General features: G+C 73.2%; 34 protein-coding genes. 16 read left to right on the top strand and 18 right to left on the bottom strand.

The window, feature by feature from the left end; genetic code table 11:
* Positions 1-35: 35 nt before the first annotated feature.
* The 3 genes from ACPPVO_RS15440 to ACPPVO_RS15450 form a co-directional block, all read right to left on the bottom strand.
* Entirely contained in the window at positions 36-440 is a 405-nt protein-coding gene (locus ACPPVO_RS15440) for a hypothetical protein (protein WP_426511892.1), read from the bottom strand.
* A gap of 170 nt (positions 441-610) precedes the next feature.
* Positions 611-1,141, bottom strand: coding sequence for a hypothetical protein (locus tag ACPPVO_RS15445; protein ID WP_426511893.1), 531 nt, complete (start codon positions 1,139-1,141; stop codon positions 611-613).
* Complete coding sequence (locus ACPPVO_RS15450) at positions 1,132-1,683, bottom strand: TetR/AcrR family transcriptional regulator (RefSeq protein WP_426511894.1); 552 nt, start codon at positions 1,681-1,683, stop codon at positions 1,132-1,134. Before ACPPVO_RS15450 ends, ACPPVO_RS15445 begins: the two co-directional genes overlap by 10 nt.
* Before the next feature lie 128 nt (positions 1,684-1,811).
* On the opposite strand from ACPPVO_RS15450, the gene zwf reads away from it, so the two are divergent.
* Positions 1,812-3,314 (top strand): glucose-6-phosphate dehydrogenase, encoded by a 1,503-nt coding sequence (zwf, locus tag ACPPVO_RS15455; protein WP_426511895.1) that lies wholly within the window; start codon positions 1,812-1,814, stop codon positions 3,312-3,314.
* Between the two features lie 120 nt (positions 3,315-3,434).
* On the opposite strand, the gene ACPPVO_RS15460 is transcribed toward zwf, so the two are convergent.
* Positions 3,435-4,019 (bottom strand): DUF3558 family protein, encoded by a 585-nt coding sequence (locus ACPPVO_RS15460; protein ID WP_426511896.1) that lies wholly within the window; start codon positions 4,017-4,019, stop codon positions 3,435-3,437.
* Positions 4,020-4,117: 98 nt separating this feature from the next.
* Positions 4,118-4,501: a VOC family protein gene (locus ACPPVO_RS15465; RefSeq protein WP_360381650.1), complete on the bottom strand. Its 384-nt coding sequence runs from the start codon at positions 4,499-4,501 to the stop codon at positions 4,118-4,120.
* Between the two features lie 235 nt (positions 4,502-4,736).
* Here ACPPVO_RS15465 and ACPPVO_RS15470 point away from each other — a divergent pair, with 235 nt between their 5' ends.
* Positions 4,737-4,919: a hypothetical protein gene (locus ACPPVO_RS15470; protein ID WP_426511897.1), complete on the top strand. Its 183-nt coding sequence runs from the start codon at positions 4,737-4,739 to the stop codon at positions 4,917-4,919.
* Positions 4,920-4,931: 12 nt separating this feature from the next.
* Here ACPPVO_RS15470 and ACPPVO_RS15475 read toward each other — a convergent pair whose 3' ends face one another.
* Positions 4,932-5,840 (bottom strand): alpha/beta fold hydrolase, encoded by a 909-nt coding sequence (locus ACPPVO_RS15475; protein WP_426511898.1) that lies wholly within the window; start codon positions 5,838-5,840, stop codon positions 4,932-4,934.
* Positions 5,841-5,976: 136 nt separating this feature from the next.
* Here ACPPVO_RS15475 and ACPPVO_RS15480 point away from each other — a divergent pair, with 136 nt between their 5' ends.
* On the top strand, positions 5,977-6,273 hold the full coding sequence (locus ACPPVO_RS15480; protein ID WP_426511899.1) for a hypothetical protein: 297 nt from the start codon (positions 5,977-5,979) through the stop codon (positions 6,271-6,273).
* 622 nt (positions 6,274-6,895) lie between these two features.
* On the opposite strand, the gene ACPPVO_RS15485 is transcribed toward ACPPVO_RS15480, so the two are convergent.
* Both ACPPVO_RS15485 and ACPPVO_RS15490 read right to left on the bottom strand, forming a co-directional pair.
* Positions 6,896-7,474 carry a maleylpyruvate isomerase N-terminal domain-containing protein gene (locus tag ACPPVO_RS15485; RefSeq protein WP_426511900.1) on the bottom strand — a complete coding sequence of 193 codons (579 nt, stop codon included), beginning with the start codon at positions 7,472-7,474 and terminating at the stop codon, positions 6,896-6,898.
* Positions 7,432-8,412: a fatty acid desaturase gene (locus ACPPVO_RS15490; protein WP_426511901.1), complete on the bottom strand. Its 981-nt coding sequence runs from the start codon at positions 8,410-8,412 to the stop codon at positions 7,432-7,434. Before ACPPVO_RS15490 ends, ACPPVO_RS15485 begins: the two co-directional genes overlap by 43 nt.
* A gap of 73 nt (positions 8,413-8,485) precedes the next feature.
* Here ACPPVO_RS15490 and ACPPVO_RS15495 point away from each other — a divergent pair, with 73 nt between their 5' ends.
* Positions 8,486-9,169 carry a copper homeostasis protein CutC gene (locus tag ACPPVO_RS15495; protein WP_426511902.1) on the top strand — a complete coding sequence of 228 codons (684 nt, stop codon included), beginning with the start codon at positions 8,486-8,488 and terminating at the stop codon, positions 9,167-9,169.
* Here ACPPVO_RS15495 and ACPPVO_RS15500 read toward each other — a convergent pair.
* The 5 genes from ACPPVO_RS15500 to ACPPVO_RS15520 form a co-directional block, all read right to left on the bottom strand.
* A complete protein-coding gene (locus tag ACPPVO_RS15500; protein ID WP_426511903.1) occupies positions 9,121-9,498 on the bottom strand; it encodes a VOC family protein in 378 nt (125 codons plus the stop codon). The genes ACPPVO_RS15495 and ACPPVO_RS15500 overlap by 49 nt on opposite strands.
* Positions 9,499-9,565: 67 nt before the next feature.
* A complete protein-coding gene (locus ACPPVO_RS15505; protein ID WP_426511904.1) occupies positions 9,566-10,669 on the bottom strand; it encodes a ricin-type beta-trefoil lectin domain protein in 1,104 nt (367 codons plus the stop codon).
* A gap of 83 nt (positions 10,670-10,752) precedes the next feature.
* Positions 10,753-11,325, bottom strand: coding sequence for a DUF4291 domain-containing protein (locus ACPPVO_RS15510; protein WP_426511905.1), 573 nt, complete (start codon positions 11,323-11,325; stop codon positions 10,753-10,755).
* Between the two features lie 3 nt (positions 11,326-11,328).
* Complete coding sequence (locus ACPPVO_RS15515; protein WP_426511906.1) at positions 11,329-12,141, bottom strand: HEAT repeat domain-containing protein; 813 nt, start codon at positions 12,139-12,141, stop codon at positions 11,329-11,331.
* Complete coding sequence (locus tag ACPPVO_RS15520; RefSeq protein ID WP_426511907.1) at positions 12,138-12,752, bottom strand: TetR family transcriptional regulator; 615 nt, start codon at positions 12,750-12,752, stop codon at positions 12,138-12,140. The genes ACPPVO_RS15515 and ACPPVO_RS15520 overlap by 4 nt, the downstream gene beginning before the upstream one ends.
* Before the next feature lie 56 nt (positions 12,753-12,808).
* Between ACPPVO_RS15520 and ACPPVO_RS15525 the strand changes: the two genes are divergently transcribed.
* Entirely contained in the window at positions 12,809-13,651 is an 843-nt protein-coding gene (locus tag ACPPVO_RS15525; RefSeq protein ID WP_426511908.1) for an alpha/beta fold hydrolase, read from the top strand.
* Positions 13,652-13,703: 52 nt separating this feature from the next.
* Here the strand turns inward: ACPPVO_RS15525 and ACPPVO_RS15530 are convergent, their stop codons facing one another.
* Positions 13,704-14,534, bottom strand: coding sequence for a nucleotidyltransferase domain-containing protein (locus ACPPVO_RS15530; RefSeq protein ID WP_426511909.1), 831 nt, complete (start codon positions 14,532-14,534; stop codon positions 13,704-13,706).
* Positions 14,535-14,544: 10 nt separating this feature from the next.
* Here ACPPVO_RS15530 and ACPPVO_RS15535 point away from each other — a divergent pair, with 10 nt between their 5' ends.
* The 6 genes from ACPPVO_RS15535 (at position 14,545) to ACPPVO_RS15560 (ending at position 18,481) form a co-directional block, all read left to right on the top strand.
* Entirely contained in the window at positions 14,545-14,874 is a 330-nt protein-coding gene (locus ACPPVO_RS15535) for a MazG nucleotide pyrophosphohydrolase domain-containing protein (protein WP_426511910.1), read from the top strand.
* Positions 14,871-15,497, top strand: coding sequence for a hypothetical protein (locus tag ACPPVO_RS15540; protein WP_360381625.1), 627 nt, complete (start codon positions 14,871-14,873; stop codon positions 15,495-15,497). The genes ACPPVO_RS15535 and ACPPVO_RS15540 overlap by 4 nt, the downstream gene beginning before the upstream one ends.
* Before the next feature lie 26 nt (positions 15,498-15,523).
* The gene (locus tag ACPPVO_RS15545) at positions 15,524-15,991 is read left to right on the top strand and encodes a MarR family winged helix-turn-helix transcriptional regulator (protein ID WP_360381623.1); all 468 of its coding nucleotides are present in this window, start codon (positions 15,524-15,526) and stop codon (positions 15,989-15,991) included.
* Positions 15,975-16,790 (top strand): ABC transporter ATP-binding protein, encoded by an 816-nt coding sequence (locus ACPPVO_RS15550; RefSeq protein ID WP_426511911.1) that lies wholly within the window; start codon positions 15,975-15,977, stop codon positions 16,788-16,790. The genes ACPPVO_RS15545 and ACPPVO_RS15550 overlap by 17 nt, the downstream gene beginning before the upstream one ends.
* Positions 16,750-17,571: an ABC transporter permease gene (locus ACPPVO_RS15555; RefSeq protein ID WP_360381620.1), complete on the top strand. Its 822-nt coding sequence runs from the start codon at positions 16,750-16,752 to the stop codon at positions 17,569-17,571. Before ACPPVO_RS15550 ends, ACPPVO_RS15555 begins: the two co-directional genes overlap by 41 nt.
* A 70-nt stretch (positions 17,572-17,641) precedes the next feature.
* Complete coding sequence (locus ACPPVO_RS15560) at positions 17,642-18,481, top strand: SAM-dependent methyltransferase (protein WP_426511912.1); 840 nt, start codon at positions 17,642-17,644, stop codon at positions 18,479-18,481.
* A gap of 8 nt (positions 18,482-18,489) precedes the next feature.
* On the opposite strand, the gene ACPPVO_RS15565 is transcribed toward ACPPVO_RS15560, so the two are convergent.
* Together ACPPVO_RS15565 and ACPPVO_RS15570 are read right to left on the bottom strand one after the other, a co-directional pair.
* The gene (locus ACPPVO_RS15565) at positions 18,490-18,774 is read right to left on the bottom strand and encodes a hypothetical protein (protein WP_426511913.1); all 285 of its coding nucleotides are present in this window, start codon (positions 18,772-18,774) and stop codon (positions 18,490-18,492) included.
* A gap of 21 nt (positions 18,775-18,795) precedes the next feature.
* Positions 18,796-19,821, bottom strand: coding sequence for a LacI family DNA-binding transcriptional regulator (locus ACPPVO_RS15570; RefSeq protein ID WP_426511914.1), 1,026 nt, complete (start codon positions 19,819-19,821; stop codon positions 18,796-18,798).
* A 138-nt stretch (positions 19,822-19,959) separates the two neighbouring features.
* Here ACPPVO_RS15570 and ACPPVO_RS15575 point away from each other — a divergent pair, with 138 nt between their 5' ends.
* The 5 genes from ACPPVO_RS15575 to ACPPVO_RS15595 are packed head-to-tail and all read left to right on the top strand — an operon-like array spanning position 19,960 to position 24,943.
* A complete protein-coding gene (locus ACPPVO_RS15575) occupies positions 19,960-21,291 on the top strand; it encodes an ABC transporter substrate-binding protein (protein WP_426511915.1) in 1,332 nt (443 codons plus the stop codon).
* A complete protein-coding gene (locus ACPPVO_RS15580; RefSeq protein WP_360381613.1) occupies positions 21,288-22,160 on the top strand; it encodes a carbohydrate ABC transporter permease in 873 nt (290 codons plus the stop codon). The genes ACPPVO_RS15575 and ACPPVO_RS15580 overlap by 4 nt, the downstream gene beginning before the upstream one ends.
* Entirely contained in the window at positions 22,150-23,007 is an 858-nt protein-coding gene (locus ACPPVO_RS15585) for a carbohydrate ABC transporter permease (RefSeq protein WP_426511916.1), read from the top strand. Before ACPPVO_RS15580 ends, ACPPVO_RS15585 begins: the two co-directional genes overlap by 11 nt.
* On the top strand, positions 23,004-24,110 hold the full coding sequence (locus ACPPVO_RS15590; protein WP_426511917.1) for a Gfo/Idh/MocA family protein: 1,107 nt from the start codon (positions 23,004-23,006) through the stop codon (positions 24,108-24,110). The genes ACPPVO_RS15585 and ACPPVO_RS15590 overlap by 4 nt, the downstream gene beginning before the upstream one ends.
* A complete protein-coding gene (locus ACPPVO_RS15595) occupies positions 24,107-24,943 on the top strand; it encodes a sugar phosphate isomerase/epimerase family protein (RefSeq protein WP_426511918.1) in 837 nt (278 codons plus the stop codon). The genes ACPPVO_RS15590 and ACPPVO_RS15595 overlap by 4 nt, the downstream gene beginning before the upstream one ends.
* Positions 24,944-25,013: 70 nt before the next feature.
* Here ACPPVO_RS15595 and ACPPVO_RS15600 read toward each other — a convergent pair whose 3' ends face one another.
* Together ACPPVO_RS15600 and ACPPVO_RS15605 are read right to left on the bottom strand one after the other, a co-directional pair.
* The gene (locus ACPPVO_RS15600; RefSeq protein WP_426511919.1) at positions 25,014-26,273 is read right to left on the bottom strand and encodes a hypothetical protein; all 1,260 of its coding nucleotides are present in this window, start codon (positions 26,271-26,273) and stop codon (positions 25,014-25,016) included.
* The gene (locus ACPPVO_RS15605) at positions 26,257-26,784 is read right to left on the bottom strand and encodes a SigE family RNA polymerase sigma factor (protein WP_426511920.1); all 528 of its coding nucleotides are present in this window, start codon (positions 26,782-26,784) and stop codon (positions 26,257-26,259) included. Before ACPPVO_RS15605 ends, ACPPVO_RS15600 begins: the two co-directional genes overlap by 17 nt.
* Positions 26,785-26,800 lie beyond the last annotated feature (16 nt).

The following is a 26,800-nucleotide window of genomic DNA, read 5'->3' on the forward strand; positions in this document are numbered from 1 at the left end:
GCTCCCGGTCGACGAGCTGTTCCCGGCGGGCGTTTTCAGAGCCGGACCCCGCGGTTGTACCGTGCGGAGCCGCGCCCCCCGCCGATGCCGAAACGGTCGCGACGTCGGGTGCGGTCCGCGACGCGCTGGTCGGCGACGCGCTGGTCGGCCCGGCGCTGCTGCTGCAGCTGGTACTGCTGGTCGCCGGCCTGCTGGGCGTCCCGCGCGCGCAGGTCGTCCTGGCGGGTCTGCTGCTGGCGGTCGGCGGCCCGCACGTCGTCGAGGCGCTGCTGCTGCAGCCGCTGGTCTTCCAGGCGCTGCTGGTCGAGCCGGTCCTGTTGCAGGTTCTGCTGCATGTCCCGGGAGGTTGCCGTGCCGGCGGCGTTGGCCGTGGCGGCGCTCGTGGCGGTCGCCGAGGTCAGTGTGGTCGCTGTGGCCGGCGCAACCGGTGTGATCGACATCGCTACCTCACTACTCCTTGTGTGATCCCGACTACTGAAAGTTGCCACGTAGTGGTGACGGCAAACCGTTCCGGGCGGAGGGCGGTTAGTCACATGAGCACCCTCGAAGGGCGCGTCGCCCTGGTCGCCGGCGGCTCACGCGGCATCGGCGCCGGCACCGTCGGCGCCGGCTACCTGAGCTGACCGGCCCCGGCCCGCCCGGCGAGGTTGAGCAGCTGGCGGCGCATCATCACCAGGTCGCCCGCGCACAGCAGCGGGCGGCCGGCGCGCTCCAGCGGGCCGCGGGGGTCCGGGACGTACAGCTTGGCGATGAGCCGGGACCGGTCCGGCCCGGCCGCGCGGACCAGGTAGGTGACCACGATGTCGCCGAACAGCGCCCGGCCCCGGCGGGTCGCCATGCGGAACGTGAGCTGCTCGCCGGGGACGAACGCGACCAGGTCGAAGATGGTCATCCAGCGCTGGCCCGCGGCGAGCTCGTCCACGCCGGGCACGAGCTCGCGGGGGCTGCGCCGGCCGCCGTTGTCGATCCAGTCGTAGCTGTACGGCGCGACGCGCAGCTGGCACAGCCAGCGGAACGCCACCGGGGCGGGCGCGGGCACGTCGACCGCGCGGAACCAGGCCTCGCGGCCGGGGACGAGCGCGTCGCCGGCGTAGTGCAGATCGGTCTCTCCCGGACGGGTACCCCACACTTTTAGAGACATGTCTCTAAAATTAGCACCGCCGTTTCCTCCGCGAGGTCCTCGGCCCGCGCCGGGATTTCGTGGCCGGCCCGCAGATGCCGCCGGACCAGGGCGGTCGGCAGGTCGGTGAGCGCGAGCACGACCTTGTCGAAGTCGCCGCCGAGGGCGCGCAGCGCGGCGAAGGCCCGCCCGTTCATCGCGTCGAGGGCGGCGCGCTCCGCGTCGCCCCAGTGCTCGCGGTCGAAGTCGTCGGCGCGGTACAGCAGCACGCGCGCCTCCCCGGGATGCGCCCGGCACCAGGCCACCACGTGCCGGGCCGCGCCGGCCGGGCGGCCCTCGGCCAGGGCCGCGAGGAACCCGGCCTGGAACCGCTCGACGGTGCGCAGCCAGAGCGCGGCGGCGAGCGCCGGCCGCCCCGTGAAGCGGTGGTACACCGACCCGCTCGGCCCGCCCGCCTCCCGCGCCACGGCCGCGACCGTCAGCGCCTTCGGCCCGCCGGCGCCGACCAGCCGCACGGCCGCGTCCAGGAGGCTGTCGGCGTCGTGCCGTGCGGGACGTCCCATGCGCACCAACCTACTGACTAGGCTTGGCGCAGGCCGTGCAGAGACGCCGGTCACGTTCCGGAATCGTTGCTGCCCGCTCGGGTTGACTCGTAATGTCACGGCGGCAGTCCGACGGAGAGGCACTCCCCATGTCCAGCGAGACGGTCCTGCAGGAACCCGACAACCGGCACGCCCCACCGGCGACGGTCGTGATCTTCGGCGCCTCCGGCGACCTCACCCGCCGCAAGCTGATCCCGGCGATCGAGAGCCTGGCCCGGCACAATCGGCTGACCGAGCAGTTCGCGGTCGTGGGCGTGGCCCGCACCCCGATGGACGACGACCAGTTCATCCACAACGTGCTCGGCGACCGCGGAGTGGCGGGCATGCCCCAGCTGGCGGGCGCGGTGCGGTACATCGCCGGTGGCTACGACGATCCGGAGACGTACAAGAACCTCGCGGCCCTGCTCGACGAGCTCGACGAGCAGCGCGGCACGAGCGGCAACCGGATCTTCTACCTCTCCACCCCGGCCGAGGCGTTCCCGCTGGTCATCACCGGCCTGGCCGGCGCCGGGCTCAACCAGGCCCGCGAGGGCTCCTTCGCCCGCCTGGTCATCGAGAAGCCGTACGGCCACGACGAGCGCAGCGCCAAGTCGCTCGACCAGACCGTGCACGCCTCCTTCGACGAGTCGCAGGTCTTCCGCATCGACCACTACCTGGGCAAGGACACCGTCCAGAACGTGCTCGCGCTGCGCTTCGCCAACTCCATCTTCCAGCCCATCTGGGACCGCACCTGGGTCGACCACGTGCAGATCACCGTGGCCGAGACTCTCGGCGTCGGCACCCGCGGCTCCTTCTACGAGCACGCCGGCGCGATGCGCGACATCGTGCAGAACCACGTGCTGCAGGTGCTCGCCCTCGCCCTCATGGAGCCGCCGGCGTCGTTCGCGGCCGAGGCGGTGCGCAACGAGAAGGTGAAGCTGCTGCAGGCGATCCGCCTGCCCAGCGGCCGCGACATCGACGACATCGCGGTCCGCGGCCAGTACACCCGCGGCGGCACCCGCGAGGAGCTCATGCCCGGCTACCGCGAGGAGCCCGGCGTCGACCCGCTCTCGCGCACCGAGACCTACGCGGCCCTGCGGCTCGACGTCGACAACTGGCGCTGGAAGGGCGTACCCTTTTACGTGCGTACGGGAAAGCGCTTGCCCAGCCGTGTGACCGAGGTCGCCCTGCAGTTCCAGCGCCCGCCGCACCTGCCGATCCCGGACTCCCAGCTGACCGAGCTGCAGCCCGACGCCCTGATCCTGCGCATCCAGCCCGACGAGGGCATCGCCCTGCGCTTCGGCGCCAAGGTCCCGGGCCACTCGTTCCGGGTCCGCTCGGCGAGCATGGACTTCTCCTACGACAAGACCTTCCGCGAGGAGTCCCCGGAGGCGTACGAGCGTCTGCTGCTCGACGCCCTGATCGGCGACACGACGCTGTTCATCCGCTCCGACGAGGTCGAGCAGTGCTGGCGCATCGTCGACCCGATCATCGAGCGCTGGGCCCAGGACACCAGCCCGATCCCGACCTACGAGGCCGCGTCCTGGGGCCCGACGGACGCGAACCGCCTGATCGAGCGCAGCGGCCGCGCCTGGCGCAACACCGTCGCCTGACCCTGCTCGTCAACCGCCCCGGGCGGCGCCCACGCGCGCGCCGCCCGGGGCGGCTTCGCGTGCCGTCATCCGGTAAATGGCTATATGGCCAGACAGCGCCAGCGTCGAACCGCGCCCGCGTTACTTCGAGGCGGCCTCGAGGCGGGGGAGGAGCTGCGCGGCGGTGCGGCGCGCGACCGACAGGTTGGCCTGGTCGCTCGACTCCGAGGAGACGTACACGTCCACGTCGCGGCCGTTCTGCCACACGTAGAGGTGGCCGGCGAGGGAGTACGCCGTGGTGCCGACGCCCATCACCGGCTGGGCCTGCTTGTTGCGCACGTCGAAGTTCTCGCGGGTCTCCAGGCTCACCGTCACCGTGAGCTGGCCCTGCGAGAGCTGCCACTGGCAGTACCGGGTGCCGCTGGTCGAGCCGCCGTCGTCGCTCATGAGCGTCACCGACTCGCCGGTGAGGGTCTGGACCTCGGCCTTGGACATGAGCTTGCAGATGTCGGGTACGGAGTTGGCCTGCTTCGTGCTCGACGACGGCTTCGCCGAGCCGCTCCTGGCGGCGGACGAGGCCGGGGCGGACGCGGCGGACGCGGCCGGCGAGGCGGCGGCGGGCGGGGTGGACGGCTGGGCGGTGGTGGTGCCGGACTCCTGCGAGCAGCCGGCGAGGCCCAGCGCCCCGAGGGCGGCCGCGGCCAGAACGATGATGCGACGGGACACGGTGCGCTCCTCATTGGTCGGTGGTACGACCAAAGGTGCGCGATCGTTGCCCCACGGCACGCACCCGCGGTGCGTCCTGGCACGTTTCCGGGACCGGATCAGTCCCAGCGGGTGGCGTTGGCCTCGGACAAGGTGCCCGGACGGTCCAGAACCACGCAGAACGGCAGCCCCGCGGGGTCGCGCATCACCTGCCAGTTCTCGGCGCGGTTGACCCGCGTCGCGCCCAGCGCCTCGAGCCGGGCCACCTCGGCGTCGAGGTCGTCGGTGTGGAAGTCGAGGTGCACGCGGGCCTCGCCGTCGCCGAGGCGCTGGGCGAGCAGGAGCATGTCGTGGTTGGGCAGGCGGGCGCCGCTGAACTCCGGGTACCGGCCGACGACCGGCATCTCGGCGCCGGCCGCGCCGGACCAGAACGCCACGGTGGCGGCGTGGTCCGGCGCGGGCACGTCGAGGCAGATCGCGTAGAGCCTACTGAAGTGAGCCACGCCCAGCAGTATGCAGCGTGGTGGAGCACAGCACCGCGCCCTCCAGGTCGCGCCGCCGTACCGTCAGCGCCCGGCTGCCCGGGTCGATCTGGACCTCGCCGAAGTGCTGGTAGCCGTCACGCCGTCGTCATGTACCGATGTCTATGCCCCGGACGTGGCCGCGAATTGAGTCACGGGTGTCGGTTCACCGGCTGTTGGCTTGTGCTCGCGCGGGGTACCTGGGCATGCTCGAACGATGAACACCGACGAGCGCGCGGCCCCGGCCGAAATCCCCGCCGGCGGCGAGGACTTCGGCAACATCGAGGGGGACGGCTCGGACTTCGGCGCCATCGACGCGGAGGGCTCGGACTTCGGCTCGGACTTCAACCCGGAGGCGGACGACGACACGGCCGATCCGGACCGGGACATCTCGCTGTAGCCCGGCCGCCGGTCATGTCCGATGTGGACGGTCCGGCACGCCGAGGGACGTCTCCGCGATCAGGTCGGCCAGGCGGTCGACGACGCCCGGGGCCAGGTGGTGCGACATGCCCGCGATCTCCACGTGCCGGGCGCCCGGGATGGCCGTGGCCGTGGCGCGGCCGCCGCTCGGGTGCACCATGCGGTCCACGTCGCCGTGGATGACGAGCGTCGGGGCCGTGATCGTACGCAGGGCGGCGGTGCGGTCGCCCGAGGCCTGGATGGCCCCGATCTGCCGCGCGACCCCGGCCGCGCGGGCCGGGCCGCCGCCGCGCTCCCACACCTCGGCCGCCCAGGCGCGCTCGGCCGCCTCGTCGTACGGGTGCGAGCGGGACGCGATGTGGTCGAGCATCGCCAGGTGCTGGGCCACCCACTCGTCCCGGGTCCGCGCGGCGCGCCGGGCCATGCGCAGCAGGGTCGAGCGCGCCGGCTGGCCGATGCCGCGCGCGCCGGTGGTCGAGAAGATCGACGTGAGGCTGGCGACGCGATCCGGGTGGGTCGCGGCCAGGGCCTGGCCGATCATCCCGCCCATCGACATGCCGACCACGTGCGCGCGCTCGATGCCGAGGTGCTCGAGCAGCCCGGCGGCGTCGGCCGCCATGTCCTCGAGACGGTACGCGCCCGGCAGCGGCCGGGCGACGAGCTGACGCAGCTTGCCCGGCGGGCGGGCGTCGACACGGGTCGAGCGCCCGGCGTCGCGGTTGTCGAAGCGCACCACCCGGAAGCCGCGCCCGGCCAGCCCGTCGAGCAGCGGGCGGGGCCACGAGGTCAGGTCGAGCCCCAGGCCGGCGATGAGCAGCAGCGGTACACCCTGCGGATCACCCTCGGCGCGGTAACACACCCGCAGTCCGGTGGGCAGGTCGCAGTACTCGTCCTCGGTCACGCCGCCACGGTCGCACGGCTGGGGTCACCGATCAAGGAGTGGTACGGGTCCGTACGAGGGGTGTGTTCGAACGTGTGTACGAGTATCGTGGGGGGAGGTTCGGTCGTTGCCCTCAACAAGGTGAGGGGTGGTGGCGATGGCTTCGGACATTTCCCAGGGGTGGGCGGTGCGCCTGGACTGGCCGGTGGCTCGGCGTGGCGGTGTGCGGCATGACTTCACGCAGTTCACGCCGAGCCTGCGGCGGGCGTTACGCCGGGCGGTGGGCACGCAGCGGTACTGGGCCACGGGGCCGGTGCGGCCGCTCGCGGTGACGGTGGTGGCGATCGGGCGGGCGGAGTATGACGCTCATGCGCGCGAGTGTGCGTCGCTGAGCTGCCCGACGATGGCGCCGCTGCTGGGGATGGACGCGGTCACCCCGGCGCCGCTGCCGTAGACGGGGGGCAGCGCCGTCGCGGGCCTGTCGCGTTCGGCGTTCTGCAGCGTCGGGTTGGAGCCGCGGTCGCACCGCGGCGTGGCCCAGGCGTTCGGCGGCACGTTGTCGGTGGCGCAGTCGGCTCTGCGTTATCGGGCCTCTGCCGCCGCCACTGCGCTGCGGTCGCCGCCGCCACTGCGCTGCGGTCCGCCGCCGTTGCGCTGCCGTGACGGCGCGGTGGCCGCCGCCGTTGCGCCTGGCCGCCGTTGTGCCGTGCCGTGGCCGTCGCTGCCGTCGTTGTGTCGTGGTTGTCGTTGCACCGTGCCGTGGCCGTCGCTGCCGTCGTTGTGTCGTGGTTGTCGTTGCACCGTGCCGTGGCCGTCGCTGCCGTCGTTGTGTCGTGGTTGTCGTTGCACCGTGCCGTGGCCGTCGCTGCCGTCGTTGCGTCGTGGTTGCCATTGCACCGTGCCGTGCCGTGGTCGTCGCCGCTGTTGTGGCGTGATCGCCGTGCCGTGCCGTGGTCGCCGCTGCCGTTGTGCCGCGGTCGTTGCCAATCTGCCGCTGCGCCGAGTGGCCGTCAGTGAAGTCGCCCGGGCGGGCCAGCCGGCGCGGCACCACCTCCGGGCCGTCCGCGAAGTGGTAGTCAGCGGCGGGCGGCCTTCACGACCCAGGACTCGCGGCGCGGGCGGGCGGCCAGGGCGATGCGTCCCGTGGCCCACAGCAGCGCCCGCCCGGCGTCCGGGTCCGTGCCCGGGGGCACGTCGGGGAAGAGGCGGGACAGCACGGCCGCCGCCAGGTCCGGGGGCGGCGTCCAGGGCAGAGCCAGGCCCTGCGCGATGTCCCAGGTGTGCACCAGGATCTCGTTCACGCCCAGCGCCGCGAAGCCCGTGCGGTCCGTCGGGCCCCAGTGCCAGGCCGTCGCCGCGGGGCCGGCCGCGTCCAGCTCCAGGGCCAGCAGGCGGCCGCACGCGGCCACGATCGACAGGACCGTGCGCGGCGGGGTGCCGGGGCGCACCACGAGGTCCAGGGGCAGGTAGGCGTCGGTCGCGCGGGCGGCCAGCTGCGTCGCGTACGCGGTGAGGTCGTGGGCGATGTGCTCGGCCGTAGCGAGGCACGTCCACTCGAGGCCGCCCGCCGGGGCGGACCACGAACCCTGAGCGGCCGCGCCGTGGAGCAGGGTCAGGGACTCGTCGAGGGCGCGCCGGACATCTCCGCTGTCCACTCGGGCACGGTACCGGGGCCGGGCAGCGGCCGCACCTCGTCCGCGGTCAGCGGGATCGGGCCGTTGAACTGCCGGGCCACCGCCGTGAACCAGCCGAGGTGGATCTCGTCGCGGTCGGCGACGAACGCCGCGCGCAGCTCGTGCCAGCGCAGGCCCGGGTGGCGGTGGTGCACGTTGTGCAGGTTGAACGCGAGCACGAAGAACTCCAGCGGCCGCGGCAGGGCCAGGTTCATCGCGTCCAGGGGGCGCTCCAGGCGGGTCCGGTAGTGGTACGCGTTGTCGGCCAGCGACACGATGAGCGCCCGCGCGCCGACCGCGCTCCACAGCATCCACAGGTGGCCGCCGTAGGCGAGGGACGAGCCCGTGTACGTCACGATGACCGCGATCGCCTCGATGCGGAACTTGCGCAGGTTGTCGCGGCGCGCGACGCGCTCGAACAGCAGGCCCGTCACCGAGTCCAGCGAGTCCGTCTTGCGCACCAGCAGGCGCCAGCCGGGCCGGGGCAGCAGGACGAGCAGCACGGCCAGCAGCTCCGCGACGTACAGCCCGCCGAGCAGCCGCGGGTAGTAGCTGCGCGCCGCCGCCAGCCACGAGCCGCGCCCCGGGTCGTAGACCTCGGTGCGCTCGCGCTGGGTGCGGCTGTACCGGTGGTGCAGCAGGTGCCCGGACTTCAGGAGCGTGAACGCGCCGCCGTAGCCGACGGCGAGCAGGCGGCCCAGGCGGTCGTTCCAGGCCCGGTCCCGCAGCAGGGTCCCGTGGATGCCCTCGTGGATGAGCGACCACAGCGGCACGGTGGTGAGCGCGATCGGCGCGAGCAGCCACGCCCAGCGCAGGTCGAGCGGCAGGAGTACGAGGGGTAGCACGACGAGTTGCAGCAGCAGGGTGGCGAACGCGGCACCCACCAGCGCGATCCCCAGCGCGGACTGACGGCGGACCATGTTCGCACGCTAGCCCGGTCAAGGAAACGCCCGAGTGACCTCCCAACGAAGACTTGGGTGCCACCATGACCAGGTGCTCCTGGAGATCATTGTGCTGGACGCGGCCGACGCGCGGGCGGCCGCGGCGGGCGGGGCGGACCGCGTCGAGCTGGTCGCGGACATGGCCGCCGACGGCCTCAGCCCGGACCCGGCGACGGTCGCCGCGGTGCTGGCCGCGGTGTCGATCCCGGTCCGGGTGATGCTGCGCACGGCGCCGGGGTTCGCGGCCGACGTGCCGTCGCTGCGCACCACCCTGCGCGAGCTGCGCGCGGCCGGGGCGGCCGAGTTCGTGCTCGGCTTCCTCGACGCCGGCCGGAACGTCGACGGGGCCGCCCTCGACGCGCTGCTGGACGGCTTCCCGTGGACGTTCCACCGGGCCGTCGACCACGCGGCCGACCGCGCTGCGGCGTGGCGGGCCCTGGCCGGGCGGCCGGGGCTGACCTCGGTGCTGACCGCCGGCGGGCCGGCCGGGATGGGGGAGGGGCTGCCCGTGCTGCTGGCCGAGGCGCCGGCGCACGGGCCGTTGATGCTCGCCGGGGGCGGCCTGCGGGAGTCGTACCTGCACCCGCTGACGACCGCGGGCGTCCGCGCGTTCCACTCGGGCCGCGCGGTGCGCCCCGGCGGCCGGTGGGCCGCCCCCGTCTCGCCGGACCTGGTCCGCCGCCTGCGCTACGCGGTCGGGCCGGCGACGCCGAGCACGTTGCCCTCGGGGTCCTGAAAGTGCCCGACGGTGAACGCGCCGGTGGCCGGCTCGGGGCCCATGAGCCGCTGCCCGCCGAGGCTCTCGGCCCGGGCCAGCGCCTGCTCGACGTCGGGGACGCCGACGTAGAACAGGACCCGCTGCGGGTACCCCGCGCCACCGCCGACGCCGCCGTTGATCCCGGCCGAGTCCGCCTCGACGAAGTGGTAGTCGCCGTCCGCGGAGACGCTGGTCGTCGCCGCGCTGCCGGGCGGGTTGAACCGCCAGTTGAACAGGCCCGCGTAGTAGTCGCGCAGCCTGCCGGGCTCGATGCCGCTGATCTCGAAGTGCACCACGGGCTGACCCATGTCGAGCTCCTCTCGTCCGGTCCTTCCTACCAAGGTCGGAGCGGCCGGGAGGAGCTCGACATCAGGTTCAGAGGATCCAGTTCTGGTTCGCGCCCCCGGAGCACGACCAGATCTGCAGCCGGGTGCCGTTGGCCGAGCTCGGCCCGGTCGCGTCCAGGCACTTGCCCGAGCCCGCGTTGACCAGCGTCTGGCCCGTGCGCGTCCACTTCTGCGCGTTGGTGCCGTTGCAGTCGTACAGCTGGACCTTGGTCCCGTTCGCGGTGCCCGCGGCGGCCACGTCCATGCACTTGCCCAGCGCCCGCAGGCTGCCGTCCGAGGCGCGGGTCCACTGCTGGGCGCTCGAGCCGTTGCAGTCGTAGAGCTGCACGGCGGTACCGTTGGCGGAGCTCGCGCCGGCCACGTCCACGCACTTGCCGCCGTAGCCGGCGATGCGCCCCGCGGTGCCGGTCGGGCCCGTGGTCGGCGTCGTCGGCCCGCCGGTCGGGGAGGTGCCGAGCCACGCGTTGGCGGCCGAGGCGCCGGTGCTGTCGATCGCGGAGTTGCTCTCCACCGGGCTGGGCACCGAGGACGGGAAGACGATGAAGGTCACCGGTCCGGCGGTGCCGCCGGTGGCCGGGTTCGGGTCGATGCCGAGCGCGGTGGCCAGGGCGTAGGAGCCCTCGCCGATGATGTTGTCCGGCCCCTCGTCGGCGAAGACCGCGTAGGCGACCTGGTTGTTGTACACGACCGCGGCCACGGCCCCGGGCCGGATGCCGCTCGCGCCGTAGTCGAAGCGCGAGCTGGGCAGCGGCACCACGTAGTAGCGCGTGACGTCCGAGGTGAAGTACGAGCCGTTCGAGGTGCTGAACGACGTCTGCGCCTGGTACCAGGGGTCGGTCGAGGCGTTGCAGTGCGACGTGCCGATGCCGTCGCAGTCGATGTCCATGTCGGCGCTCCAGAAGTACGCCGAGCCGCTCTTGCAGATCGCGACGGTGGCGGCGCCGCCGTCGTCGGTGGCGTACTTGCCGTTGGACACCTGGTTGCAGGTCTGCGTGCGGGCCAGCAGCTGGCTCGCGCTGGGTCCGGCGGCGAGCGCGGCCTTGCTGGTCTGGGCGAGGGCGTACGCGGTCGTCGCGGTGAACGAGAGCACGACGGCGGCGAGGGCGATGAGGGGCAGGCGGTACCGCTTCACGAGCAGGCTCCTAGGAAGACTGACGGGTCTCCCAACGGCACGTTTGCGGACGTGTGTGAGCCGAAGGTTGCGGATAGGAAACCTTATTGACAGATAGGTGTCAATAGCTGCTCGACGGGCAGCAGGGCCCGGGCCGCCTCCAGGTCGCCGGCCCGCACGAGCTCGTGCACCCGGTGCGCCAGGCCGGTGACGTCGGTGATCGAGACCGTCCACTCGTCGACGTACCGGCGAACGGCCTCGCCGCTCAACCCGAGCTGCAGCGACCGGACGCCCGGGACCGGCCGCAGGTGCAGGTCCCGCTCCGGGTCCCACTGCACCCGTACGGGGCTGGCCTTGAGCTGCCGTTTCCAGGCCTCCGCGCTTTGGTGGACGTCCGGGTCGTAGTGGCTCAGGACCGCGTGGTCGAGGGCCCACGCGAGCCCGTCGCGGCGGATCTCGACCGCGAGGACGTGTTCCTGGCCCTCCTTGAGGGCCCAGCCGCAGCGGTACATCATCCAGAGGAACGACGGCTTGATCCACGTCATGCGGTCGCGCTGGAACGGCTCCGTGAACCGCCCGGCGGCGACGGCGGCCGACGCGATCTCGGCGCGGTAGGCCTGGTAGACGGTGACGGTCGTCGCGGAGTACACCGCCCGGATCTCCCGGGTCTGCGCCATCGGCTACCCGGCCGCGCGGGCGGCGATGGCGGCCTGGATGCGGCGCAGCGTGCGCAGGGCCTTCTTCGCCGCCGCGCGGACCTCGCCGTCGAAGACGGTCGCGCCGCGGTCCTCGGCCTGCAGGCGCTCCAGCGTCGCCGCGACGCGCTCGTCGCCGGTCGAGCCCAGGGCGACCGCGGCCCAGTAGCGGCGGTTCGGGTCGGGGTCGTCGGCCGCCGCGATCAGCCGCGGGATGACCTCCGGGGCGAAGGCGGCCAGCGCGCTCGCGATGGGGCCGATGCGCGGGAAGCGGCGGTGCTCGAACTCGTACCACAGCGCCTCGAGCGCCTCCGGCCCGCCGATGTCCGCCAGGGCCTCCGCGGAGCGCAGCCGCACCCAGTCGACCTCGTCGGCGAGCAGCGGGCGCAGCGCCGGCACGGTGGAGGCGTCGCCGAGGCGGCCCAGCGCGCGCAGCGCCTCCTCCACGACCTTCCACTGCCGGTCGTCGAGCAGCTCGACCAGCCGCGGCACCGCCTCGCGCACCCCCATCGCGGCGCAGCCCATGGCCGCCCAGGCCTGGCAGTTGTACCGCGTGTCGTCCAGCGCCGCCAGCAGCGGCTCCCGCAGCTCACCCGGCGGGGTGTGCGCGGCGATCACGTCGGCCTGGTTCATCGCGCGGGTGTACAGCGAGCGGTGGTAGTCGGGGTAGTCGCGCACGAGCGCCTGCAGCGCCGCGACGGCCGCCGGGTCGCCGTAGTCGTGCGCGCGGTCCAGGAGCTGGTACAGGTGGGCCTCGCGGGTCTCGAGGTCACCGTCGCGCAGGGCGTTGGCGGTCACGCAGGCCATCCTAGGTGGCCGAGTCCGTGGCGGAGCAGGTGGAAGGCGTGTCCGGCCGCCTCGGCGGCGCCCGGGTACCGCTCGTCGGCGCTCAACCCGGCGGTCAGGTGGTGCCGGTTCTCGTCGGCCAGGGCCCGGTGCGCGGCGAAGATCTGGTACGCGGCGAGCCGGGCCGACGCGCCCCCGCCCAGGGCCGCGGTGAGCGCCTGCTCGGCCCGCGTCTGGTACAGCAGCAGCCGGGCCTGCAGCGACGGCGTCGACAGCACCATCGCCACGAACGTGAGCGTGGGCGGGCGGTCGTCGAGCCCGGTGACCGGGTCGCGGCCGGCCAGCCCGGCCCGGAAGTGCCGCTCGAGCGCGTCGAGCGGGGCCGCGTCCCCGCGCTCGAGCACGACCCGGGCGAGCTCGTCCCGGTGGTCGCTGAACGCGCCGATCACCAGGTCCTCCTTGCTCGGGAAGTACTTGAACAGGGTCCGCTTGGAGACCTCGGCCGCGGCGGCGATCTCGTTGACGCTCACCGCGTCGAAGCCGGACGCCAGGAACAGCCGGGTGGCCGCGTCCTGGATCGCCTGCTGGATGCGCACGCGCTGGCGCTCCCGGAGTCCCGTCATGAGTCGGTACTGTATACCGGGTTGAAAAGTAAACCCGGTATACCTAAGCTGATGCCGTGTTCGACTATTCGAAAGCCACGGTCCGCTCGCTCGACGGAACCGTGATCGGCTACCGGCAGTACGGCGCCGGCGGGCCCGGCCTGGTCCTGGTCCACGGCGGCATGAAGGCGGCCCAGCACTTCCACGCGCTCGCCACTGCGCTCGCCGGGGACTTCCGCGTGTACGTGCCCGACCGCCGCGGCCGCGGGTTGAGCGGCCCCCACGGCCCCGGCCACGGCGTCGCCCGCGAGGTCGAGGACCTGCAGGCCCTGCTCGCCGCGGCCGGCGCCCGGTTCGTCTTCGGCCTGAGCGCGGGCGGCCTCATCACCCTGCGCACGGCGCTCGCCACCCCGGCGGTCGAGCGCATCGCCCTCTACGAGCCGCCGCTGTCGATCGCCGGCTCCGTCCCGACCGCCTGGCTGCCGCGGTACGAGCGCGAGCTGGACTCGGGCCGGCGGGCCGCCGCGCTGGTGACCGCGATGAGGGCCCTCCCCGTGGAGCCGCTCTTCACCCGTGTGCCGCGCCTCGCCCTGACGCCGATGCTCGCCCTGGGCCTGCGCGCCCAGCCGGCCCGCCCCGACGAGACGACGATCGCCGACCTCGTTGCGACGCAGCGGTACGACATGCGCCTGGTCCAGGAGCTGGCCGACACCCTGCCGGACTACGCCGCACTGGCGGCGCGGGTGCTGCTGCTCGGCGGTACCAGAAGCCCGGCCTTCTTCACGACGGCCCTCGCGGCCCTGGCCGAAACGCTGCCCGACGCCCGCCGGCGCACCCTCGACGGCCTCACGCACGAGGGCCCGGAGGACGACGGCCGCCCGGCGGTGGTCGCCGAGGTCCTGCGGGACTTCTTCAGCTGATCAACGCGGGCCGCCGCCGAAGCTGATCATCGCGGGCCGCCGCCGAAGCTGATCAACCCGGGCCGCCGCCGGAGCTGACCACCGAGCCGACCTCGGCGACCAGCGGCACCAGCGCGTCGATCGCGGCCGTGATCGACGCGCGGCCGGTGCCCACCGCGCCCAGGACCGCCCCCAGGCGCTCGGCGAAGTGCGGCGGCGCGCCCGGGAGGCGGCCCGCCGCCGCGACCATCGCCTTCTCGTTGACCAGCCACCGGCCGGCGTGCCCGTGCAGGGCCTGGCACAGCACCCCGGCCGCGCGGAACAGGCAGCCGGCGGCGTAGACGGGATCGTCGCCGGCCGCGCCGTACCGGGCGATGCGGACCGCGAAGCCGGCCTCCCACAGCCCGGCGACCAGCGCGGCCCCCAGCGCAGCGGGGTAGTCCCGGGTCTCCTCGTGCAGGCGGGTCAGGCCGCCCGCCGGGTCGGCCAGCACCCGGCCGAGCGCCACCTCGCCGGCGTACGCGTGCGAGTAGAAGCCCAGCGGGTGCCCAGGCTGGAAGCCGATCTCGTACCGCCCCGCCCGGCACTCGGCCCAGACGCGCTCGACCCGGTCCAGGTCGCGGTAGATCCAGTCGACCCGGCGGCCGCCGACGGTGAGCCAGGCGCCGCCGTCGACCCACGGCCCCCACCCGCCGGGCGCGGTCACCTCGGCCGGCTCGTCCGCGAGCTCCGCGGCCAGGGCGCGCAGCGCGCCGAGGTCGAGCTCGCCGCGGTAGTACAGGCCGAGGTCGTAGTCGGAGTCGGGCCGGTGGGTGCCGCGGGCCCGGCTGCCGCCCAGCGCCACCGCGGCCACGCCGGGCACGTCGGCGAGCCGGTCGGCCAGCGGGCGCAGAAACTCCGTCATGCTGTGCATTGTGGACAACACCCGCCCCTTCACGCTCGCCGAGATGCCCGCCGTCGCCGCCGACATCGCCGACCGGCTCACCGACGCCGGGTTCACCGAGACGCCCCACCTGCGCCAGGCCCTCGCCCTCGCCGAGGAGGCCGGCGAGTTCGTCGGCGCGGTCCGGCGCCACTACGGGATGGCCCGCCGCACCGGCCCCCGCGAGGACATCGAGGCCGAGCTCGCGGACGTGGCCATCACCGCGTTCGTGACCGCGCACACGATGGGCATCGACCTCGAGCGGGCCATCGCCGAGAAAGTGAATGTCATCTACACCCGGGGCTGGCGGGACGAGCGATGAGCTGGCTGGAGATCGTCGGCTGGGCCGGCTCGGCGCTGCTCGTGTGGTCGCTGCTGCAGCGGCGCCTGCTGCGGCTGCGGCTGTTCAACCTGATCGGCTCGCTGATCCTGATCGGGTACAACGCCGGGGCCCGGGTCTGGCCCATGGTCGGCCTCAACCTCACGCTCGCCGTCATCAACATCGTGCAGCTGTCGTCCCTGCTGCGCACCCGCCACGACGAGCGCACCTACCAGGTGGTCGAGGTGGCCACCGACGACAACTTCCTCGCCCACGTGCTGCGCGTGCACTGGGCCGACATCGCCCGGTTCAACCCCGAGTTCCGCTTCGACGACGAGCGCCGCCTGGCCTTCCTCACCCTCAACGGCGACGAGGTCGTCGGCGTGCTCATGCTCCGCCCGGACCCGGACGACCCGCAGACCGCCCAGGTCGAGCTGGACTACGTGACGCAGCGGTACCGCGACCTGAGCCCGGGCGAGTTCGTCTTCCGGCGCAGCGGCCAGCTCACCGCGCACGGCTTCCGCCGCGTGCTCACCCCGCCGGGGATGGTCGCCCCGTACTACTCCCGCCTCGGCTTCCGCCCCACCGGCGGCCGCTATGAGCTGGACCTCACCAATTCTCATTAGCTCTGCTAACGAGGTATATTGGCGGCGTGGATCACGAGGGGCTGGCCGACGCGCTGGCCGGGGAGCTCAACGGCGTGCGCCGGGTGCTGCGCCGGCGTACGCGGGCCGCCCTCGCCGTCCCCGCGCTGACCGGCGGCCAGGTCGAGCTGCTGCGGCTGGTCGAGGCCGTGCCCGGCACCGGCGTCTCGGCCGCCGCCGCGCAGCTCCACCTCGCCGGCAACTCGGTCAGCACGCTGGTCAACCAGCTCACCGAGGCCGGGCTGCTGCGCCGCGAGCGCGACCCGGCCGACGGGCGCTCGGCGCGGCTGTTCCTCACCGACGCGGCGGCCGCCCGGCTCGCCGCGTGGCGCCGGGCCCGCGTGTCGCTGCTGGCCGGCGCGCTGGACGAGCTCGACGAGGACGAGCGCCAGGCCCTGGCCGCGGCGGTGCCGGCCCTGGCCCGCCTGGCCGACGTGCTATCTGTGCAGGGAGGCGCCGATGAACACCGCGGTTGAGATCGAGGGGCTCCGGCACCGGTTCGGAATTTCCCGCATGCGCTCGGGCGATGAAACCCTCGCGGTCGACGACCTGTCGCTGAGCGTCCAGCCGGCCGAGATCTTCGGGCTGCTGGGCCCCAACGGCGCCGGCAAGACGACCACGATCAAGGTGCTCACCACGCTGCTGCCCCCGCAGGCCGGCCGCGTCGCCGTGTTCGGGCTCGACGTGCGGCGCAACCGGATGGCGGTGCGCCGGCTCATCGGGTACGTCCCGCAGGCGCTCTCCGCCGACGCCGGGCTCAGCGGCCGCGAGAACGTGGCCCTGTTCGCGCGGCTCTTCGACGTGCCCCGCGCCGAGCGGCGGGCCCGCGCCGACGCCGCGATCGCGGCGATGGGCCTGGCCGAGGCCGCGGACCGGGTGGCCGGCACCTACTCCGGCGGCATGATCCGCCGGCTCGAACTGGCCCAGGCCCTCGTCAGCGCGCCGCGGCTGCTCGTGCTCGACGAGCCCACGATCGGCCTCGACCCCGTCGCCCGGGCCGGCGTGTGGGAGCGCATCACCCAGGTGCGGGCCGAGACCGGGATGACCGTGCTCGTCACCACGCACTACATGGAGGAGGCCGAGGAGTTCTGCGACCGGGTCGCGCTCATGCACCGCGGCCGCATCCGGGCCCTCGGCACGCCCGCGGAGCTGATCGCGTCGTCGGCCGGGGAGTCCCTCGACGACGTCTTCCGCGAGTACACCGGCGACAACTTGGAATCGGAAAGGTTCAGCGATGTCCGCGCAGCTCGCCGTACCGCACGCCGCCTCGGCTGAGGCCGCGGCGGCCAACCCGGTGCGGGTCCTGGCGACCCGGATCGCCGCGATGTGCCTCGTGGAGCTGCAGAAGCTGCGCCGCGACCGCACCGAGGTGGTCACCCGGGCCATCCAGCCCGCCCTGTGGCTGGTCATCTTCGGGCAGACGTTCACCCACCTGCGGGCCATCCCCACGGGCGGCATCCCGTACCTCGACTTCCTCGCCCCGGGTATCCTGGCGCAGTCGGCGCTGTTCGTGTCGATCTTCTACGGCATCCACATCATCTGGGAGCGCGACGCGGGCGTGCTGGCCAAGCTCATGGTGACCCCGACGCCGCGGGCCGCCCTGGTCACCGGCAAGGCGTTTGCGGCCGGGATCCGCGCGCTGGTCCAGGCCGTGGTGGTGCTCGTGCTGGCCGCGATCCTCGGCGTGGCGCTGCCCGGCAACCCGCTGAAGTACCTCGGCACCGCGGCCGCGCTCATCCTGGGCTCGGCGTTCTTCTGCTGCCTGTCGATCACCCTGGCCGGCCTGGTCCTGAAGCGGGACCGGATGATGGGCATCGGCCAGGCGATCATGATGCCGCTGTTCTTCGCGTCCAACGCGCTGTACCCGGTCGCGGTGATGCCGGGCTGGCTCAAGGTGCTCAGCCACGTCAACCCGCTCAGCTACGAGGTCGACGCCCTGCGGGGCCTGCTCATCGGCACGCCGGCGCACCTCCTGCTCGACTTCGGGGTGCTGGCCGGCGCGGTCGCGGTCGCCGTGTTCACCGCGTCGGCGATCCTCGGCCGTCTCACGCGTTGACGCGATGTCATGAACCGGTGATCTCCGTGTGGTGTCAGCGGCCGGCGACGATGGCCTACGATGCGTACTCATGGCAGACGGCGTGGGTGACGAGCAGGCCGGCTGGTCGGGCCGGATCGACACGACCACGGCACACCCCGCCCGGCGGTACAACTACTGGCTGGGCGGCAAGGACAACTTCGCCGCCGACCGCGACTCCGGTGAGGCGATCGCCCGGGTGTACCCGGCGATCCGCACCACGGCCCTGGAGAACCGCTACTTTCTGCAACGGGCGGTGCGGTTCCTGGCCGGCGAGACGGGCATCCGCCAGTTCCTCGACATCGGCACCGGCATCCCGACCGCGAACAACACCCACGAGGTCGCGCAGAGCGTCGCCCCCGACTCGCGGATCGTCTACGTCGACAACGACCCGATCGTGCTCACCCACGCCCGGGCGCTGCTGACCAGCACCCCCGAGGGCCGGACGGCCTACATCGACGCCGACCTGCGCGACCCGCGCACCATCCTCGACGACGAGATCCTGCGCGACACGCTGGACCTCAACCAGCCCGTCGCCCTCATGCTCATCGCGATCGTGCACTTCCTGTTCGAGGCCGACAAGCCGTACGAGCTCGTGCGCGGCCTCGTCGACGTGCTCCCGGCCGGCAGCTACGTGGTGATGACCCACGGCACCGCCGACCTCAACGACGCGGCGGCGCGCGACTACGCGCTGCGCGAGATCAAGGCGGGCCGCCTGAAGGTCGACGCCATGCCGCGCAGCCGGGAGGAGATCGCGCAGTTCTTCACGGGCCTGGAGATCGTGGAGCCGGGCATCGTCCCGGTGACCGCGTGGCGCAACCCGATCCCCGAGGAGGACCGGCCGCCACTGGCCGACACGGCGATGTACGGCGTGGTCGCCCGCAAGCCGTAGGCAGGGGGCTACGGGGTCGGCCCCGCGTCGCGGGCGGCGATGGCCAGGGCGATGAACGCCCGGAACTCGGCGAACTGCGCGGCCGTCATCTTCCACCGGCGCCCGCCCACGATGTCGTTCTCGCCGTACGCCCGGCCCAGCCGGACCTTGAAGCCGTCGCCGTGCGCCTGCCCGTCGATGCGCAGGAAGGCCACGTGGTAGCGCAGGCTGTCCTCCGTGTCCCGGTGGAAGATCTCCAGTACCCGGCCGTCGAGCACCATGATCTGGTTGTCGAACGCGAACTCCGCTGCCATGATCAGACGGTAGAGCGTGGCCTAGGCGCGCACGGCGGCGGGGCCCGTCGAGCCGCGCACGGTCAGGTGGACCGGCAGCATCACCTGCTGGCGGGTCGTCGGCGCCGGCGCCGTGGTGCGGTCCAGGCGTGACAGGAGCATCGACACCGCGACCCGCCCGGCCTGCTCGATCGGGGCGGTCAGGGTCGTCAGCGGCGGGTGGCAGAAGTCCGCGCCGAAGATGTCGTCGCAGCCGACCACGCTGATGTCCTCGGGCACCCGCACGTGCCGCTCGCGCAGGCGCTGCAGGATGCCGATCGCGAGCAGGTCGTTGAAGACGATGCACGCGGTCGCGCCGGTGTTGAGCACCGCGTCGGCCGCGGCCGGGCCCGAGCCGCGGCCCGACGGGAACGGGCCCACGCGCGTGAACGTCAGGTGGTGGCGGGCCGCCACCTCCCGCATCGCGTGCCAGCGGGCCTCGTTGGGCCACGAGCGCTGCGGGCCCGAGACGTAGGCGATGTCGCGGTGGCCCAGCGACAGCAGGTGCTCGGCCGCCTGACCGATGCCCGCGGGCGTGTCGATGATGGCGCTGGGCACGCCGCGGATGTTGCGGTTGATCGTGACCAGCGGGATCTCGCCGGCCAGGCGGGCCAGCTCGCGGTCGGGCAGGCGGGACGCGGCCAGGATCGCGCCGTCGAGGGAGCGGCGCATCTTGTGCAGCATCTCGGCCTCGAGCTCGCCGGAGTCCTCGGTGTCGATGAGCAGCTGGGCGTAGCCGGCCGCCTTCAGCTGCTGCTGGGTGCCGCGGATGACGCCGAAGTAGAACGGGTTCGTCACGTCGGAGACGAGCACGGCGATGGCCCGGGTGCGGCCCGAGGACAGGGCGCGCGCCGGCGAGCTGGGCACGTAGCGCAGCTCCCGCGCGGCCGCCTCGATGCGCTCCCGGGTGACGGCGTTGACCCGGCCCGGGTTGTTCAGGGCCCGCGAGACCGTTGACGCGGCGACGCCCGTGGCCGCGGCGATGTCGTTGATCGTCACGGGGCGCTGGCGGCCGGCGGGTCGGGGCATGCCCGACAGCGAAGCAGATTTGGCAAAAGATGGCAAACGATTGCCACCCCCTCAGCAGCGTTGATAGCGTCCGCAACCATCGATCCGTCGCACACCCCCTGACCTCAGCGACGAGGAGCGGACACCCTTATGAATCGCATGAAGTTCATCGCCGTCGGCGTCGCCGCGGCGCTCGCCCTGGCGGCCTGCAGCGACGACAAGAACGACGGCAACAGCGACCAGGGCGCCCTCAACGGCGCCGGCAAGACCCTCAACGTACTGGTGCAGGCCAACACCATCTACCCGCAGCAGCAGAAGCAGTGGTTCACCGACACCAGCGCCGCGTTCAAGGCCCAGACCGGCGCCGAGGTCAAGTTCGAGACGTTCGCCTCCGCCAACGACGAGCTGACCAAGATCCAGACCTCGGTCGTGTCGGGGCAGGGCCCGGACGTGTACTCCCTCGGCACCACGTTCACCCCGACCGCCTACGCGACCGGGGCGTTCCTCGAGCTCACCGACGCCGACTGGCAGAAGGCCGGCGGCAAGGAGAACTTCGTCCAGGCCGCGCTGGGCATCTCCGGCCCCGACGCCCAGCACCAGGTCGGCATCCCGTTCACGAGCCGGCCGTTCGTCATGGCGTACAACACCGACCTGCTCAAGGCGGCCGGCATCGACAAGCCCGCCGACAGCTGGGACGGGCTGCGCGAGCAGGCCAGGAAGCTCACCACCGGCGGCAAGTACGGCATGGCGGTCGCCTACGCCGACGGCTTCGACCCGTGGAAGTTCATCTGGGCGATGTCCGTGCAGGCCGGCAACCCGCTCGTGGCCGGCAAGAAGGCGTCGCTGGACGACCCGGCGACGCTGAAGGCCTACCAGACGTACCTCGGCTGGCTCGCCACCGACAAGGTCGTCGACCCGGCCGCCGTGGGCTGGAAGAACGCCCAGGCGATCGCCGAGTTCGGCGCGGGCAAGGCGGCGTTCCTGCCGATGGTCTCGGCCACCTCGAAGGTCACGCTGGACAAGTCGCAGGTCGCGGGCAAGTACGCGTACGCCGTCATGCCCACGATCCCGCCCGGCGTCACGGCCCGGCCGAGCAACGGGGTGGCCGCGACGAGCATCCTCTCCGGCGACAACCTGGTCGTGGCCAAGTACAGCAAGAACAAGGACCTCGCCCTCGCGCTGGTGAAGCTGCTGACCGGCGCCGAGCAGCAGAAGGCGTACTACAAGACCTTCGGCGAGCTGCCCACGAACGCGGCCGCGGCCAAGGAGCTGCAGGCCGACCCGGCCCTCGCGGCGATCGTGGACTCGTCCTCGAAGTCGGCCGGCACGCCGTTCAACGGCGGCTGGAGCAAGGTGCAGCTGGCCCTGCTCAACGTCGTCGTGCAGTCCATCCCCGACCTCAAGGCCGGCAAGGTGGACGACGGCAAGCTCAAGTCCCTGGTCGGCGCGGCGCAGAAGGATGCGCAGAGCGCCGTGGACGAGGCCAAGTGAGCCGTACCGTCAGCCGGCGCCAGCGTCCACTGTGGATGCTGGCGCCGGGCGGCGTGCTCATGGTCGTGGTCATCCTGGTGCCGCTGGCGGTGGCCCTGCTGGTGTCCACACTGGACCTCAACCAGTACACGCTGCGGCAGTGGACGGACGCGCCGAACGTCGGGCTGGACAACTACCGGGAGGCGTGGCAGGAGACGGCCCTGCCGCACGCGATCTGGGTCACCGTCGGCTACGCGGTCATCGTGACCCTGGCCGCGGTACCGCTGGGGCTGGCCGCCGCCCTCGCCACCCAGCAGCGCTTCCCGGGCCGCGCGCTGGTCCGCTCCGCGTTCCTGATCCCGTACGTGCTGCCGGCCTTCGTCGTCGGCACCGTCTGGCGGACGATCCTGCAGCCCAACGGCCCGGCGGGGAACCTGCTCGGCACGGACTACCTGTGGCTCAACGGCCCGCGCAGCTACTGGGCGCTCGTGCTGGTGCAGCTGTGGACGTCGTGGCCGCTGCTGTACCTGCTGGCGCTGTCCGGCCTGCAGGGCATCCCCGACGACGTGCACGAGGCCGCGGCGCTGGACGGCGCCGGCTACTTCACGAAGATCAGGAGCGTCATCCTGCCGCACCTGCGCGGCGTGCTCGGCCTCGGCATGATCATCGAGTTCCTGCACACGCTCAACAGCTTCACCCTGCCGTACGTGCTCTTCGGCGTCCCCGCCCCGCACGACGTCGAGGTGCTGCCGGTGCTGACGTACGTGGAGAGCTTCCAGAACTTCAAGTTCGGCCTCAGCGCGGCGATGGCGGTGCTGTCGCTGGTGCTCGTGGCCATCCCGCTGTCGGTGTACCTGCGAGCGGTGAGGCTGAACCGCAATGAAGACTGACGTGCAGCGCCTGCTCCCGCGCTGGCTGCAGGCATTGACCATCATCGCGATCGCGGTGTTCGCGCTCACACCGGTGCTCTACATGCTCTTCGCCAGCGTCAACGACGACCTCGCGGTCGCCCGCGGCGACTTCTGGCCCAGCGCCTTCCACCCCGGCAACTACGTCCAGATCTGGGACACCGTCGAGCTCGGCGACGGCCTCGTCAACAGCGTCCTCGTGGCCGGCTCCGTCGCGGTCGTCTCGGCACTGGTGTCGGTCGCGACCGCCTACGTGCTCGTGCGGTTCACGTTCTTCGGGCGGGGCCTGATCCTGCGCGCCCTGCTGGCCCTGCAGAGCATCCCGGGCACCCTGATGCTGCTGCCGGTCTTCGTGCTCTTCGCGAACCTGGCCCGCATCCTCAGCATCGACGTCATCGGCACCCGCTGGGCGCTGTTCGTCACCTACCTCACGTTCGCGCTGCCCTTCTCGACCTGGGTGATGGTGACGTACCTGCGCGGCCTGCCGCACGAGCTCGACGAGGCGGCCCGGATCGACGGCGCCTCGTCGTGGCGGATCCTGCGCTCGATCGTGATCCCGCTCAGCTGGCCCGGGCTCGTCGTCTCGGCCATCTTCGCGTTCCTGCTCGGCTGGAACGACGTGCTCTTCGCCTCCGTCATCACCGACGCCGACACCCGCACCGCCGCGGTCGCGCTGCAGGTGTTCGGGGCGACCCAGGAGGGCGGGGCGATCCCGCTGTACGGGCAGCTGATGGCCTCCGCGCTCGTCTGCGCGCTGCCCGTGGTCGTGTTGTACCTGGCGTTCCAACGGTTCCTGGTAGGCGGCCTCACGGCCGGGGGAGTGAAATGACACAGCTGAATGTGGCGATCGTCGGCAGCGGCATCATCGGCGCCAACCACGCCGAGGCGATCGCCCGCCATCCGCGGCTCACCGTCAAGGCCCTGGTCGACGCGCGCATCGAGGCCGCCGAGGCCCTCGCCGGCAAGCTCGACCCGCGCCCGTCGGTGCACCTGACGCTCGCCGAGGCCCTCGCCGAACAGGCCATCGACCTGGTCTCCATCTGTACCCCCAGCGGCCTGCACATCGCCGCCGCCGAGGAGACGCTGGCGGCCGGCGCGCACCTGGTGGTCGAGAAGCCCCTGGACACCGACCTGGCCAAGGCCCGCGCGTTCGCGAAGGTCGCCGAGGAGGCGGCCGGCCGCGGCCTGGTGAGCTCCGTGGTCAGCCAGCACCGCTTCGACCCCGCGACCGCCGCGCTGCTGCGGGCGGTGCGGGACGGCCGGCTCGGCCGGGTCACCTCCGCCGTGGTGTCCATGCCCTGGTGGCGGGAGCAGGCGTACTACGACTCCGCCGACTGGCGCGGCACGTGGGCGTTCGACGGCGGCGGGGCCCTCGCCAACCAGGGCATCCACCTCGTCGACCAGATGCTGGCCCTGCTCGGCCGGCCCGCCGAGGTCTACGCGCAGACGGCCCTCGTCTGCCACGAGGGCATCGAGGTCGAGGACCTCGCGGCGGCCACCGTCCGCTTCGAGTCCGGCGCGCTCGCGGTGCTGCACGCGACCACCGGGGCGTGGCCCGGGCTGCCGGTGCGCCTGGCCCTGCACGGCACCGAGGGCTCCGCGGTGCTGCACGACGACCAGCTCGAGTACTTCCAGACCGCGTCCGAGCCGGACCTCGGCGCCGCCGGCCTGGTGCCGCCCGAGGACCTGTACGGCGCGCCCAAGGCCGCCGACGGCTTCGTGACCGGGCACCTGCGCCAGTACGAGGACATCGTCGAGGCGATCGAGACCGGCCGCGAACCCGGCGTGAGGATCAGGGACGGGCTGCTCGCCCTCGGCCTGGTGCGGGCCGTCTACGTCTCCGCGACGCTGGGCCGGGCCGTCTCCTTCGCCGAGGTCCTCGACGGCGCCCTCGACGACGTCGAACCGCACACCAAGGGAGCACACCGATGAAGTTCTCGGTCTTCACCGCCTCGACGCCCGACTGGACCCCGCAGCAGGCCGCGACCGAGCTGGCCGCGCAGGGCTGGGACGGCGTCGAGTGGCGCGTCACCGACCAGGAGGAGACCGCCGAGCCCGGCTTCTGGGCCGGCAACCGGGCCACCTGGCCGCTGACCGGCCTCGAGGAGCGCCTCGCCGACATCGACGCCGTCACCCGCGGCGCCGGCCTGGCCTACTCGGGCCTCGGCGGCTACGCCCGCTGCTTCGAGCGTGCCGACGTGGCCCGGCTCCTCGCGGCCACCGCCACCCTCGGCGCCGGCCGCGTGCGGGTCACCATGCCGCTGCTGAAGACCGGCGACTACCCGGACCTGTTCGCCGGCGCCCGCAAGGACCTCGAGTGGGCGACCGCCGAGGCGGCCGGGCTCGGCGTCAGCGTGCTCGTCGAACTGCACCACGAGACGATCGCCGCGTCGGCCTCGGCGGCGCTGCGGCTCGTCGACGGGCTCGACCCGGCCACCGTCGGGGTCATCCACGACCTCGGCAACCTCGTCATCGAGGGCCACGAGGACCATCGGGCCGCGTTCCAGCTGCTCGGGCCGTACCTGCAGCACGTGCACGTGAAGAACGTCGCCTGGCGGCCGGTGGCTACCGCATCCGACGGTACCGTCGCCTGGAAGGCCGACTGGGCCACCCTCCGCGAGGGCCAGGCCGACGTCGGGGCGTACCTGCGGGCGCTGCGCGAGCACGGGTACGACGGCTGGGTCACCCTCGAGGACTTCTCCACCGCCGTACCCCTGCCCGAGCGCACCCGGGACAACCTCGCCTACATCAGGTCCCTGCTCTGATCGGGACCCGGGTCCAGCGCAGCCCGCGCCGTACCCCTGCCCGAGCGCACCCGGGACAACCTCGCCTACATCAGGTCCCTGCTCTGATCGGGACCCGGGTCCAGCGCAGCCCGTCCGGCGACGTGTACAGCGCCGTCACGTCGTTGGTCAGGTAGCGGCCGGCGCCGAGGGTCAGGACCGGCCAGAACCCGTCGTGGTCGGCGAGTCCGCTCACCGGCGCCGGCGCCTCGTAGCTGTCGCCCTTGCCGGCGTACCACTCGGCGAGCTTGCCGTGCACCGTGCGGATGACGTGGGTGCCGTCGGCGGCGAGGTAGGTGTCCTCGCCGTGGTCCTGGTACGGGACCGTGTGCCGCGGGTCGACCGCCGGCCAGGTCTGGCCGGCGTCGGAGGTGCGGTACACCAGCAGGCGACCCGGGTTGCCGCTGAGAACGACGGCGTAGGCGGTGGCGCCGTCGACGGTCGCGACCGAGACGACGCCCGGGTCGGCCGGGTCGGACTCGGCGAACAGGTGTGTGCGCCAGGTCCGGCCGCCGTCGTGGCTGACCGCGAGGCCGAGGTGGCCGTCCGGGCCCGTCCCGCTGACCCACAGCCCGGTGCCGAGCGGCGCCGGGAGCACCATTGCGGGCCGCAGGCCGGGCGGGTTCACCAGCCTCCGGGCCTCGCCGGTGCCCGGGTCGACGCCGCGCAGCACGCACTCGTACGGACCGGGGTTGTTGCCGGCCGGGTCCCGCTCGTCGGTGCAGATCGTCCAGCCGCCCATCGGGACCGCGGCGACGGTGCCGCCCACCGGCCGCACGAGCTTCCAGGTCCGGCCGCCGTCGATGCTGACGTGCTTGGTCTCGCTGGACGGGTCGCCGTCGAAGTGGGCCGCGACCGCGCCGGGGGCGGGCGCCTCGATGGCGTCGACGATCCCGCGGTACCGCTCGGTCCAGGTGACGCCGCCGTCGTCGGAGCCCAGCAGCCGGCCCGGGCAGCCGTACTTCGACATGTTCTCGCAGTCGAACGGCGCCCACTGCACGTAGACGTGCCGGCCCTCGGCCGCCACGGGCCACTCCATCCCCACGGCGGGGACGGCCGCGGCGGCGGTCGTGGCCGGGGCCGACGGCCGGGGGCTGGTCGTGGTGGCCGGCCCGGACTGCGGCGCCCGGTTCGCGGCCACGGCCACGACCGCCGCCACGACCAGCGCGGTCAGGCCGCCGGCGGCCGCGGCCGCCCACCGCTGCCGGGTCCGCCGGCGCCGCCACGCCGCGGCGTACACCTCGCGGCCCGACAGCCGGCTCGGCGGGGCGACGGCCGCCGCGTCGTCGAACAGTTCACGCAGAGACGTCATGGCGCACCCCTTCGTCGTCGCCGAGCAGGTCCTTGAGCCGGGCCAGCCCGCGGGCCGCGTGGCTCTTCACCGTTCCCTCCGAGCACCGCAGCGCCTCGGCCGTCGCGGCCACCGACAGATCCTGGTAGTAGCGGCACACCAGCACCGCCCGCTGCCGCGGCGGCAGCCGGCCCAGCGCGGCCGTGAACGCCGCCCGGGCCGCCGACTGCTCCGCCGCGTCCGGCCCGGCCCGGGTGTCGGGGACCTCGGCGTGCGACTGCTCGCGGCGCCGCCAGGCCCGGCGGGTCTCGGACAGGTACGCCCGCAGGAGGCACGTGCGCACGAACGCGTCCAGCGCCCCGTGGTCGTGGACGCGGCCCCAGCTCACCGCGAGACGCATGAACGCGGCCTGGGTCAGGTCGTCGGCCCAGTGCCAGTCGCCGCACAGCAGGTACGCGGTGCGGCGCACGGCATCGCGGCGCGCCGCGAAGTAGTCGTTGAAGTCCGGTGGCGGCACAGCTTCGTCCGGCATGAACACCTCCCTGCCC

The organism is Dactylosporangium sp. McL0621, assembly GCF_049995355.1.
Lineage (GTDB): Bacteria > Actinomycetota > Actinomycetes > Mycobacteriales > Micromonosporaceae > Dactylosporangium.